This window comes from Chrysanthemum yellows phytoplasma (assembly GCF_000803325.1).
Lineage (GTDB): Bacteria > Bacillota_I > Bacilli_A > Acholeplasmatales > Acholeplasmataceae > Phytoplasma > Phytoplasma asteris.
The window spans coordinates 1-13,164 of record NZ_JSWH01000085.1; the positions used below are offsets into that span (position 1 = coordinate 1).

Here is a 13,164-nt window from a genome sequence, read left to right on the forward strand (position 1 = left end):
AATAATTATTTTATTGTATTTTTTTTAACTGCTCAAGCTAAAGTTTTTTGAATGTTTCTGTAATTAAAAAGATTTAAGGAGGATATCTATATTTTTTTAATTTGGCAAGTTTGTTTTTTGCTACTGTTATCAAATCAAAAAAATTATTATAAAAATGAGCCATTAATTATGCTTTCTAAAGAAAAAAGAATTTTTACTAAACTTGTTATTTTAAAATTTTTTTAAAACGATCTAAAATTGGTGTTTTGTTTTTGCTGAGATGTTAATTATTTTATTGTTGTTGTTTTTATTTTTTTGGTATAGAATTATTGTAAATTTTTCATAATTATTTAAGGTATGCTATCAAATAAAATAAAAAAAGACCTTTCAATTAGAAAAGTCTTTAAAAAATTATTTATTATTTGGGTAGTTTTTCAATTCAATTAGGTAATAAGTTTTTTTATACATTTGTAATTGTTGATATATTTGATCTAATAATTTATTGTTGAATTTATGTTGTTTTTCATCGTTTAAATTGCAGAATTGTTTGGTAAGTTCTATTGCCTCGTCGATTATAATGGCATGAGAAATGTTTGTTTCTAACAATTCATAAGTAGCTAAGCGAATGATTGCTCTGTCTACTTTGTTAAGGCGATTTATTTTATAATCATATAAACTTTTTGTGATGATTTCATCAATAAATTTAAGATTGGTGATGATTTTTTGAAAAAAAGTAAAAATGGGATTGGGATTTGTTTGTGACAAAGTCAAATTATTTTGGTAAAAATCATATTGATATAATAATTTCATCACTTCAATTCGTAATAACCGTGATTCTTTTTTATTTTGAGGATGTTTCATGGTAAATTATTTTAATGTTTGAGTAAGGTTATTTTGTACTTTTTCCCAGTCTAAGACACTAAAAAAAGCTTCAATATAATCAACTCTACGATTTTGATAACTTAAATAATAAGCATGTTCCCAAACATCTAGACCCAAAAGAGGAGTTCCTTGGTTTAGAACTACATCTTGATTAGGAGTAAAAGTAATTGCAAGTTTTTGTTGTGGAGTTAATACAAGCCAAGCCCAACCGCTTCCAAAAATGGTTTTAGCAGCATTAGCAAATTTGTCTTTGAAAGAATCTATAGAACCAAATTCGCAGTCAATCATTTCTTTTAATAATCCTTGAGGAGTATTGCCATTATTTACTTTTAGAATGTTCCAAAAAAAAGAATGATTAAAATGTCCGCCACCATTATTTCTAACTGTTTGTCTAATATCTTGTGGTACTAACGATAAATCAGTTAGCATTTGTTCCAAAGATAAATTTAGTTGAGGGTGTTTTTTGAGAGCATCATTAAGGTTATTAATGTATGTTTGATGGTGTTTGAGATGATGTAATTGCATAGTTTGAGTATCAAAAAAAGGTTCTAAAGCATCATATTGATAAGGAAGAGAAAGTAGAGTAAAGTTCATTTGTTTGCTCCTTTAATGGTTAATGAAAAGATTTTTTGGGGGGGTAGTGTTGGAATGAGGGGTTAATTGTGATAAAATGGAATAAAAAAACACTGTTTGTAATTATAATAAACAATGTTTTATTGTGTTTTTGTCTTTTGTGTTTTTTTATCTAATTTATTTTGTCGCGCATTTGGTAGTTTGCAAATAGTTATTGAGATTTAACTTCTAAAGCCTTAAGTCCTGCTAAATTGAGTAATCCCCAAGGTTTGTTGAAATGGGGTTGGAAGAAAAAGTCAACAAAAGCAAGTTGTTCTACTGTCATTTGGTTTTGCATACAAACACTTAAAGTATTCATTTTTTCAGTTAAATCAACGCGAGAAACAATTTGTCCTCCCAAAATTTTACGAGTTTCTTTGTCAAAAACAAGCTTTAACATTACAGCATCATAATCAGGCATAAATTCAGGTCTATTAGCATCTTTGATTGTAACAGTACCATAGTTTTTACCTAAAGCTTTGGCTACATTTTCAGTAAGTCCTGTTGAAGAAATACTCAAATCAATAATTTTAATGCCACTTGTTCCTTGAGTTCCTAAATATTTTACGCAAGGTTTTTCAATGTTAAGTCCTACAAGTGTTCCCATTCTAATAGCATTAGTTGCTAAAGGCATGTATTTTACTTCTTGGGTAGGGTTGTAATAAACGTTAACACAATCGCCACAAGCATAAACATCAGGGTCTGAAGTTTGCATATATTCGTTAACAACTAAAGCACCATTAAAGGATGTTTCGAGATGATGAGCAAATAATTGAGTGTTGGGTTTAAAGCTGATACACATAATTACCATTTCGGTCTCAAAGGTGTTTTTATCAGTTTTTACATGAGTCACTAAGCCGTCCTTAGTTTCGAATCCTGCTATTTTTTGTCCTAATGCTAGTGTAACTCCGTGGTCAGTTAAGGTTTTTTGAGCTACATCTGTAAATTCTTTGTCTAAATATTTAGACATAATTCTATCTTCTGCGTCTACTAAAACTACTTCTTTTTTTTGTACCGCAAATGCTTCAGCTAACTCAATTCCGATATAGCCAGCGCCTACTATTGTGATTTTATTAACGTTTTTGCTGTAATTAATAATATCTTTGGCATGATCAAAGTTTTTAGACATTAAAACATTTTTGCAATCAATTCCTTTAATAGGAGGAATAACAGGCCAAGAACCAGTTGCAATTACTAATTTATCGTAGTTGTCTTTAAACTGTTTGCCAGTTTCTAAACTTTGAACTAAAACTTCTTTTTTGTCAAAATTTAGTTTTAATACTTCATGTTTAAGTTTGGTACAAACATCCATACTTACAAGTTCATCAGGATTTGAATAAAAAAGTCCTAGACTGTCTTTGATAACTCCTCCAACATACAAGGCAATTCCACAAGAAAGAAAAGAGATATTATCGTTTCTTTCATATACAACAACATCAGCTTGGGGATTGTTTTTTTTAATTGTTTTTACTGCAGCAGTTCCTGCATGAGTACAACCAACAACGATAACTTTCATATTTTTGTTATTAACTCCTTTGGATTTTTTCTTTGTTTTTTTTATTTAATTTTATTTTTGCTATACACTTTTAATTATACCTAAAAAACACTTGACAAAATAAATAAAATTGTAGGATAATCAAAAAAAATAAAACGAATTTGATTATGACGTGCTTTGTGGCAACTTTTTTACAATAACAAGGGCTAAGGCGTAATTATCGGTGTGAGTGATAGAAATTAAAATGGGGTTGAAAAAAGTGGTGCATGTGTTGTTTTTCACATAAGGAGCGCCTTTTTTGTCGTTAAGAATAGACCAGTTGCAATAGTTTTGGCAAGTAGGGTCGATTTTTTGGGGTGTTTGAAAAGCTTTAAAAAGAGCTTCTTTAGAAGCCCACCTTCCTGCTAAAAAGGTAAGTTGGCTTTGGGGATTTTGAATGATTTGATAAATTTGGTGTTCTTCTGAGGATAAAATCCTTGCTGCTAAAATGTCTTTGCCTATTTTTTTAATTTTTTTAATTTCAACTAAATCTATGCCGATATTTTCCATATTTATTTTTTTCCTTAGATGGTGCCAAAATTTGGCGAGTTTCAATTTCACAAGCTAGTTTTTTGATTTTTTGAAAATAATAATTTAGTCCTGATTTAGTGATTTGTTGCTTGTGTTTGTGGTAATATTTTTGAGTTAATTCTTGTAAACTTGCATCAGGGTTTTCTTTTCTTAATAACATAATTTGCAATAATTTATGTTCAAGGTTGGGAAGTTGTTTTTGGGATTTTTCATTTTTGGGATTTTTCATTTTTAAGTTCGTGTTTTTGGGTTTGAGATTTGGGGTTTGAAAGTGTTTTTCAATCAAATTAATTTGTTGTAATTGTAAATTGGCAGAAGTAAGAATTTTTTTTTCATTTGAAATTTCAAAATTAATAGAGGATTTAATAATGTGGTTTAAGTCTTTTTGAATTATTGTTTTTTCGTATTGAAAAACTATTTCCAAAGCGCCGATTAACCTTAAAAAATCAATAATCATTTGAGATTCTTTCAAATAAACTAAAAAACCTTTTTTGTGATTAATTTTTTTGGCGTTAAGGCTGAAATGAAGCATCAAAGTTTTAATTAATTCAATTTTGTGGCGGTCTTTGTGAAAAAATTCTAGATGATAATTAGTTTTTTTGGGGTCGTTTACAAAACCTATGCATAAAAAAATACCTCTTAAAAATGCTTTTTTGGCTTTTTGGCTTTTGAGCAAAGGTAAAAAATCGCTTGGAGTTTGAGTAAAAAAATGATGTTTTTCTAAAATTAAGGGAATGTCTTTTTCAATTCCTACATGAATGCTTTTTAAATGTGGTAAATTATATTCTTTGCTAGTCATCAAAAAAGAGTTGGTATTAGGATAAAAAGTTTTGATTAAAATAAGGAAACGCCTAGCAATTTTGATACTTTTGGTTTGGAACCACAATAAAGTTTTTTGGTGGTTTTTTTCTAATTCACAGCCAAAATGTAATAAAGCTGTCAATTCAAAAAAATTTTCTATGGGTAAGAATTTTTGACAAGCAATTTCTTCTTTAATTTTAATGTTAAAAGACATTGGCACCTTCTTGGATTTTTTTATTTGTTTTGGGGGTTTGGGGTTCAGTGAGGAGTTTTAGGCAAAATAACGGTGATTTTTTATAATTTAATTTGGCTATTTTCTATAATTTGTTGTAATTCTTTTTCTTCGATAATAGGAATTTGGAGTTTTTGGGCTTTGGTTAGTTTAGAACCAGCATTGATGCCAACTATTAAATAATTGTTTTGTAAAGATAAACTGTTAGTTATAATTGCTCCCATTTGTTCTAAGATTTGTTGGATTTGAAGACGGGAATATTTTTGGAGAGTTCCTGTTAAAACAATTTTTTTGTTGGTAAAAATAGTTTGGGTAGTTGGATTTTGGGGGTTAGTGCTTTGAAAAGAAACTCCTAGTGTTTTGAGTTTGGAAACCTCTTCTAAATTACAAGAATTGGAAAAGTATTGTTGGATGCTTTGGGCAATTTTGATTCCTATTTCTCTTATTTGAGTAATTAATTCTGGTGTGGCTTGTTGGAGGTTTTCGATAGTTTGAAAATGTTTTGCCAAAACTTGAGATACTTTTTTGCCAATATGTTTGATCCCCAAAGCAAATAAAACATCTTCAAATCCTTTTTGCTTGCTTGCTTCGATAGCATCCAAAATGTTAGTAATTTTTTTAGCGCCAAAGCCTGGCATTTCTTGCAAAATATGCTTGTGTTTTTTTAATAAATAAAGGTCAGAAGGTTTGGCAATTAGGTTTTTATCAAAAAAAGCAATGATGGTCTGTTCTCCTAAAACGTTGATATCCATAGCATTTTTGGATACAAAATGAATGAGTTTTTGGATTTTTTGCTCGCGACAATTTGGGTTGAGGCAAAAATAATCAACTTCACCTGGTTGTTTTTCTAAAATTGTTTGACAAGCAGGACATTTTTCAATCATTAAAGTGGGTTTTTGCAAATCAGTTCTTTTACTTTTGATAACTTCTAAAATTTCAGGAATAACCGAGCCTGCTTTATGAACTATGACATGGTCTTTTATTCTGATATCTTTTTTGCAAATGTAGTCATAATTATGTAAAACCACTTTTGAGACCAAACTTCCATCTACCATAACAGGCATAATTTTGCAAACTGGAGTTATAACACCAGTGCGTCCCACTTGAAAAATGATGTTTTGAACTATGCTTTGGCTTGTAATAGTTGCAAATTTGTAAGCAGTTGCCCATCTGGGAGCTTTGGCAGTGGCACCAATTAAAGAATGAAAGGCAAGCTCGTTAATTTTAATGACAATTCCATCAGTATCGTAGGTAAGTTGTTCCTTAATGGTTTTGTATTTTTCAATTACACTAAGCAAATTTTCAAAATTAGAGACGCAATAATAATGGGGATTTGTGGTAAATCCTAAAGCAGTTAAAAAAACCAAAGTCTCTTTTTGGGTAGGTTTAGTCAAATAAGGATCTGAAATGCCATAGACAAAAATAGACAAATTTCTTTGAGCCACAATTGCTGAATTAAGTTGTCTTAAAGTTCCTGAAGCAGCATTTCTGGGATTGGAAAAAAGGGGTTTGTTTTCTTGTTTTCTTTGGGCGTTGAGTTTTTCAAAAGCGGGATGGGATAAATAAATTTCTCCCCTAACTTCTAAATCGAGATCTTCTTTTAATCTTAAAGGAATGGTTTTAATGGTCTGGGCATTTTTGGTAATGTCTTCTCCCCAAATGCCGTTTCCTCTTGTTAAAGCTTGCACTAAAATGCCTTTTTGATATTTTAAACTTATCGCTACGCCGTCAATTTTTAATTCAGTTAACAAAGAAAAAGTAGGAATTTTTTTGACAATACGGTCATAAAAAGCTTTGATTTCTTCAAGATTAAAAACATTTCCCAAAGACATCATTGGAGTTTTGTGCTTAATGGTGCTAAATTTTTTTTCTACAAAACCACCAATTTTTAAAGTGGGGCTATAAGGAAGTTTGAACTGGGGATAGCGGGTTTCTAAATTGATTAGTTCTTTGAGTAAAGCATCGTATTGTTGGTCGCTTAGATCGGGATTGCTTAGATTATAGTATTGGTAATTGGCTTTGGTGAGTTGTTTTACCAAGGATTTAATTTTTTGTTTAATTAGATCAAAATTTTGCATTGCTTTGCACCTTTTTTATAAATAAAAATGTTTTTGGGGTTGAGAGTTTTTGATTTAGGATTTTTCAGTTTGAGGTTTTAATTGTTGTTTTTGGTTTTGGGGTTTGTTTTTTTAAAATATTTTGTGTTGATGCTGTTTATTTTTCTTTTTTGAAATTAAATTTATTTTCTGTTCCATTAATAAGGCGCAAAATATTAGAATAATGTTTAGCTATAATAATTAAGGTAGCAAAATTGATCGAAAAGTAAAATAATTCTGTTTTTGGAATCTGGTTTTTAATTGGTCCCAAAGTTCCAAAATTGCCACAATACAAATAATTTAGCCATAAAAAAACATTAACTAAAGTGCTTGCAATAATTGAAGCTAACGAAGCATAACCAAAAAGTCTTAAAAAAATAGTAAAAAAAATGATACCAGAAATACCAATCAAAGGATTAAAAGCAGTGATAATACCTACCGAAGTTGCAATTGCCTTCCCGCCTTTGAATTTATTGAATAAAGAAAACATGTGTCCTAAAATAGGAGATATTGCCAAAAGGGAGATTTTTATTGTGGGGTTTGGTTGTAAAAAAGTTTTTGTGGATGGTTCTGTTAGCCAAAATTTTGAGAAATGCAAACAAATTGTAAGTGGCACAAATCCTTTGCAAAAATCTAACAAAAATACTAATATTCCCCATTTTTTCCCTAAAACTCTCAAAGCATTAGTTGCTCCAATATTTCCAGAACCTGTGTTGCGTAAATCTTTTTGTTGCACCAATTTGCCAATAACTAAGCCTGTAGGAATTGACCCCAAAATATAAAAAAACAAGAATAAGAATAAAAACGATAAGTTTTCCATTTTGCACCTTCATTTCATTTATTGTTTCAAAACTTTATCATTTATTTAATGAATTGTTAAGTTGTGATTATTGTTGTAATTATTAGTTGTGTTTGTTGTTAATTTAGTTTTTTTGTTTCATAAAAAATTTAATAATTATGCGTTTATAAAATAAATAATTTACTATATAATTTTACCACAAACCTTACTTTTCTTTTAATATAATGAGGTTTTTGATTGTCAAAATTAAATAAAATTGTCAGATAAACAAAAACCCCCCCCAAACTGCATAAACAGTTTTAGACTAAAATTATTCATTCTTTACTGGGGGCAAATTATTGGAGCGTTTCAGTTAAGTTGGTCTTAAATGTTATATTAAAATATTAAGTTGTCTAAATAAATGAAACAGTTAGTATTTTAATAATAAAAAATGTTATAATATATTTGATAATTTGGATAAATTGGATTAGAGGAGTTTTTTGAAAACAAAAAACAAAATAAGAAACACAAATGCAAACTTTGAAAAAATAATTTTTTGCTGTTTAAATTGTTGTCTTTCCAAAATTACAAATACTAACTTAAAAAATTTTAAAACGATGCAATATTAAAATTATTTTAACTAAATATAATAATCAAATTGAAATTAACAAAATCTTAGGAGCTTTTTATGGATTTTTTAAAAATTAAAAGTGTGCGCCAATTTTGCGCCAATCATGAAATACCAAATGATATTTTAGAAGCAATTTTGGCTACAGTTTTCCAAGCGCCCTCTGCTTTTAATTTGCAACCATGGCGTTTTTTTGTTTTTAAAGGCGAAAAGAGCAAACAAAAAATAGCTCCTTTTTTATATGGCAACAAAACTCAATTAGAAACTTGTTCTACTATGATTTTGTTGTGTTGCGATGCTCAAAAAAGTGCCTTAGCTGAAAAAATTTATCAACAAGAAGTTTTACAAAAAAAAATATCTGATGCAACCAAATTACAAGTAATTACAAAAATTGATGATTATTACAAACAAATTTCCCAAGTAAAACTGCAAAATGAGTTATTTTTAGAAGGCGGCATCGGAGCGTTGCAATTGATGTTAGCTGCTAAAAAATATGATTATGATGTTTGCCCTATGGGAGGATTTAACGCAAAAAAAATCAATGAAGGATTAAATATTGATGTTCGATATTTGCCTGTATTATTAGTTGCTATTGGGAAATCAAAAGAAAAACCCAAAAATAAAGCTTTTCGAATGGATTGCAAAGATTTTACTTTTTGGATGTAGTTGAAGTTGTAAAAAATAACTGCGTTCAAATAATAAAAAAATAAAATATTTCCAAAAATAACATTATGACTGACTTAAAAAGTTGGTCTTTTTTATTAAAAAGGCATTTTTTTAATCAATAATTTAATCGTTAATTTCCATGACTTGAGGCAATTTTGCTAAATTAACTTGTTTATATAAAAAAGATAAACATTGCAATTCTTTTTGCTGTGATAACAAAGTATTTTGAACAACTTTATTAAGATAAAAAACAGCATGAGCCAAAGCATTTTTAATATTTCTTTCATATTTCAAATAAAAACCCAAAAAAAGACTAGCAAATAAATCTCCTGTACCTGCAATATCAATGTTTTTTTCTTTGTTGTGAGCCTGCACCAAATATTTTTTTGTAGCATTTGATGCAAACACTTGAAAATATTTTTCATCTTGAAAATTAATACCTGTAATAATTACAATTTTAACTCCTAAATTATGGAAATGCTTTGCTACTTTAATAGCATCCGAGACATTATTTATTTTAATACCAGACAAAAATTCAGCTTCAAATTGATTAGGAGTAATAATATCTGCTTGCAAATTATTTTTAAAAAAAGAAGTTATTTCAGGCTTAACAAAACATCTGTTATTGCCCATTACAGGGTCACATAAATATAAAATATCAGGGTTCGTTCGTTTAAATCTTGCAACAATTTCCAAAACAGCTTCGCAAATATCTAAAGATCCCATATATCCTGTTAAAATAGCTTGACACTGTTTTTCTACTCCAAGAGCAAAAAGACCTTCTACCAAATCAACTATATTTTGTTTGTTAAAAATTTGTCCTTGCCACTTTTGATAACCTGTATGATTGGAAAATTGAACTGTATTGATAGGCCAAACATCGAAATTCATATTTTGCAAAGGATAAACTGCTTCTTTATTTCCAACATAGCCATATACTACATGAGATTGGATAGAAAGAATACTTTTGGGTTTGGTGGGTATATTCATTTTGGAACTCTCCTTTATTTGGTTGGTATTTGGTTGTTTTTAAAGTCTTTTAGTTTTGATTTTTTCATTTTACTATTTTATAATCTAAAACTATACTTCTATTCTAAATCAAAAATAAACTTATTTTGCAATTTATTTATGAATTATTATTTTAGTTTGGAAAAAATCAGTTTATTATCAAAAATAATTCAATTTTTTTTAATCATTTCAAAAAAAGAATGGTAATTTTGATATAATAAAGTTAATGAAAACAAACTAAAAATAAATAAAAAAAGAAGCAAAATAAAAATAAGCAAAATAAAAAAAACGCCAAAACCAAACCAGAAAATAAAACAACCCTTAAATTGGGTAAAAAATCAAAAAAACAATTCAATAAACGGAAGTAATTTAAAATGTCAATTCTTTTAGAAAAAATAAAAACTTTACCGCCCAATCCTGGTTGTTATCTTTTCCAAAACAAAAATGATACTATCATTTATGTTGGCAAAGCCAAAAATTTAAAAAAACGCGTCCAAAGTTATTTTACCAAAAGCAACAACTTAAAAACAACGATGCTAATTGAAGAAACCCAAGATTTTTTCTACATTATTACTAACAACGAACAAGAAGCCTTAATTTTGGAAGCTAACTTAATCAAAAAACACACTCCTAAATATAATTTCAAACTTTTGGATGACAAAACTTACCCTTATATTGAAATTACTAAAGAAAAGCACCCACAATTAAAAATTTCGCGATTCAAACAAATTCCTCCAGGAAAAATAATTTTTGGTCCTTATCCCAATCTTAAAAACACCAAAGAAACCTTAAAATTGTTGCATCTTTTGTATCCTTTAAGAAGATGTCCGTTAGCATCAAAAAAACCGTGTCTTCATTTTCACATCAATCAATGCCTCGGTGCTTGCGCAGGAAAAACAATTAATTATAAACCCAACATTGAGGCAATTACTAAATTTTTAAAAGGAAATATCAAAGATATTTTAAAAAAATTACACCATTTAATGCAAACAGCTAGCGAAAAAATGTTTTATGAAAAAGCCCAAGAATACCGAGATATTATCTATGCAATCAAACAGACTACCAAAAAACAACTTATCAGCAATCAAAAACTCAAAAATTGCGATATTTTTGCCTATGCATTTAATCAAGACCAAATATCAATTCAAATTTTAAAAATGCGCCAAGGAAATATCGTTGATTCTTATCATAGCGTTTTTTCATATGTGGGCTTTGTGTGGGAAAACATTTTAACTTATCTTAATTGTTATTATCAAAAAAACCTTAAACCAGACATAATTATTACAGGCAAAAGCCAAGATGAAACTATTTTGCAACAAATGATAACTAACCAAACTTTATTGGAACAAATCTTGCAAACCAAAGTAAATATTGCTCATAAAGGAGACAAAAAGAAACTTTATTTGCTAGCCTTAAAAAACACCCAAAATGATTTAGCTAACAATAATTTAATCTATCAATCCAAAGACCAAAAAATCCAAGAATCCTTAGACAAATTGGCAATTATTTTTAATAAAGATATTAAAAGAATTGATGTTTTTGATAATTCTCAACTATTTGGACAAGCCTTTGTGGCAGCAAGAATTGTATTTAATCATTTTGAATTTGACAAAAAACTTTATCGAACTTTTCACATTAAAGGCAAATTTCCTAACGAATATCAAGCTTTTGAAGAAACACTTACACGTTGTTATAACAAAGACAAGGAAGTTAAAAATGATTCACCAGATTTAATTTTGGTTGATGGCAGTTTAGGACAGTTAAGACAAAGCCAAAAAACTTTAAAGAAACTAGGCTATGAAATTCCTTTAGGAGCATTGCAAAAAAATAACAAACATCAATTAACTCATCTTGTAACTTTGCAAGAAAAATTAATGTTGGAACAAAGCCCTAATTTATTTTATTTTTTAAAAAGTTTAAGCGAAGAAGTCCATCGTTTCACTGTTGCTTTTCACCGCAAAACCAAAAAAAAACTAGATTATAAAACTACTTTATCAAATATAAAAGGAGTTGGCGCTGTTAGAAAAAAAGCCATCTTAAATCATTTTGAAAGTTTAGAAGCCATCAAAAAAGCCACTTTGCAAGATTTTCAAAAAATAGGAATTAATCAAAAGTTGTTTTTGTTAATTAAAAAGAGTTTATAAAAGTGGGCAAATAGACATTTATTAAAAATATTGATAAAAACATGGACAAAAATTTTGGAACACAGAAAAACAACCATCTAAATATTTTGAAATTAAAAACCAAAAAATCACCAAAATAAAAAAACAAACGCAAGGAGCAACAAATGAGTTTAACAAATTTATTTAAATTGCAAAGTTCTTTAAAACCAAGTGGCGACCAACCCCAAGCAATTCAAAAATTGGTTAATAATTTTAAACAAGGTTTACAAGAACAAATTCTTTTGGGAGCTACTGGCACTGGAAAAACTTTTACCATTGCAAATATTATTCAACATTTACAACAAAAAACTTTGGTTATTGCTCACAACAAAACATTAGCAGGACAACTCTACAACGAATTAAAAGCCATGTTTCCCAACAATCGCGTAGAATATTTTATTTCTTATTATGATTACTACCAACCAGAAGCATATGTAGCATCAAGCGACACTTACATTGAAAAAGACTCCAAAATCAACGATGAAATTGATCAGTTGCGTCATAGTGCCGCAGGTTCATTACTTAACCGCGATGATGTAATTGTAGTTGCTTCGGTTTCGTGCATTTATGGAGTAGGCGACCTTAAAGATTATCAAAAATCAACACTACATTTACAAATTGGAGATAAGTACGAAAGGCAAGCATTAATTAACAAGTTAATAGAATTAAAATATCAAAGAAATGAAATTAATTTTCAAAGAGGAACTTTTCGAGTAAGAGGTGACATTATAGAAATTATTGCCTCATCTAGCAAAGAAATTGGTATCCGCATTATTTTTTTTGGCAATGAAATTGAAAATATTCAAAATTTTGATGTTTTAAATGGCAAAGCAATTACGAATCTTAAATTAATTACTCTTTTTCCTGCTAGTCTATATGCTACAAATACCCAAAAATTACAAGAAGGTATCAAAAGAATTCGCCAAGAATTAAAGGAACAAATTAATCATTTTGAAAAAACTAACCAACTTTTAGCAGCCCAAAAAATTAAAATGCGCACTTTACATGATTTAGAAATGTTAGAACAAATAGGCAATTGCAATGGTGTTGAAAATTATTCAAGACATTTAGCACTCAAAGAAAAAGGCGAGGCACCATCAACTTTAATTGATTTTTTTGGAAATGAATTTTTAACCATTATTGACGAATCTCATGTAACTATTCCCCAAATTAAAGGAATGTATTTTGGTGATTTTTCTCGTAAAACCAACTTAGTAAATTTCGGTTTCAGACTACCAAGTGCCCTTGAATATTG

Annotated in this window: 11 protein-coding genes; 3 read left to right on the forward strand and 8 right to left on the reverse strand. The window is 28.8% G+C overall.

The window, feature by feature from the left end; genetic code table 11:
• Positions 1–390: 390 nt before the first annotated feature.
• The 7 genes from OL66_RS01450 to plsY form a co-directional block, all read right to left on the reverse strand.
• Complete coding sequence (locus OL66_RS01450; protein WP_034172178.1) at positions 391–840, reverse strand: transcription antitermination protein NusB; 450 nt, start codon at positions 838–840, stop codon at positions 391–393.
• 6 nt (positions 841–846) lie between these two features.
• Entirely contained in the window at positions 847–1,455 is a 609-nt protein-coding gene (locus tag OL66_RS01455) for a superoxide dismutase (protein WP_011160792.1), read from the reverse strand.
• Between the two features lie 190 nt (positions 1,456–1,645).
• Positions 1,646–2,989 carry an FAD-dependent oxidoreductase gene (locus tag OL66_RS01460; RefSeq protein ID WP_011160791.1) on the reverse strand — a complete coding sequence of 448 codons (1,344 nt, stop codon included), beginning with the start codon at positions 2,987–2,989 and terminating at the stop codon, positions 1,646–1,648.
• A gap of 144 nt (positions 2,990–3,133) precedes the next feature.
• Positions 3,134–3,517 (reverse strand): holo-ACP synthase, encoded by a 384-nt coding sequence (gene acpS, locus OL66_RS01465; RefSeq protein ID WP_011160790.1) that lies wholly within the window; start codon positions 3,515–3,517, stop codon positions 3,134–3,136.
• The gene (gene whiA / locus OL66_RS01470) at positions 3,489–4,553 is read right to left on the reverse strand and encodes a DNA-binding protein WhiA (protein ID WP_034172179.1); all 1,065 of its coding nucleotides are present in this window, start codon (positions 4,551–4,553) and stop codon (positions 3,489–3,491) included. The genes acpS and whiA overlap by 29 nt, the downstream gene beginning before the upstream one ends.
• Positions 4,554–4,633: 80 nt before the next feature.
• Complete coding sequence (gene ligA, locus OL66_RS01475) at positions 4,634–6,649, reverse strand: NAD-dependent DNA ligase LigA (RefSeq protein WP_011160788.1); 2,016 nt, start codon at positions 6,647–6,649, stop codon at positions 4,634–4,636.
• A gap of 136 nt (positions 6,650–6,785) precedes the next feature.
• Positions 6,786–7,487: a glycerol-3-phosphate 1-O-acyltransferase PlsY gene (gene plsY, locus OL66_RS01480; RefSeq protein WP_034172180.1), complete on the reverse strand. Its 702-nt coding sequence runs from the start codon at positions 7,485–7,487 to the stop codon at positions 6,786–6,788.
• Between the two features lie 646 nt (positions 7,488–8,133).
• Between plsY and OL66_RS01485 the strand changes: the two genes are divergently transcribed.
• Positions 8,134–8,739: a nitroreductase family protein gene (locus OL66_RS01485; RefSeq protein WP_034172181.1), complete on the forward strand. Its 606-nt coding sequence runs from the start codon at positions 8,134–8,136 to the stop codon at positions 8,737–8,739.
• 123 nt (positions 8,740–8,862) lie between these two features.
• Here the strand turns inward: OL66_RS01485 and pdxY are convergent, their stop codons facing one another.
• Positions 8,863–9,729, reverse strand: coding sequence for a pyridoxal kinase (gene pdxY / locus OL66_RS01490; RefSeq protein WP_052177936.1), 867 nt, complete (start codon positions 9,727–9,729; stop codon positions 8,863–8,865).
• 392 nt (positions 9,730–10,121) lie between these two features.
• Between pdxY and uvrC the strand changes: the two genes are divergently transcribed.
• On the forward strand, positions 10,122–11,891 hold the full coding sequence (gene uvrC, locus OL66_RS01495; protein ID WP_034172182.1) for an excinuclease ABC subunit UvrC: 1,770 nt from the start codon (positions 10,122–10,124) through the stop codon (positions 11,889–11,891).
• Between the two features lie 143 nt (positions 11,892–12,034).
• A partial coding sequence (locus tag OL66_RS01500) for a DEAD/DEAH box helicase family protein (RefSeq protein WP_034172183.1) occupies positions 12,035–13,164 on the forward strand: 1,130 nt, incomplete at its 3' end.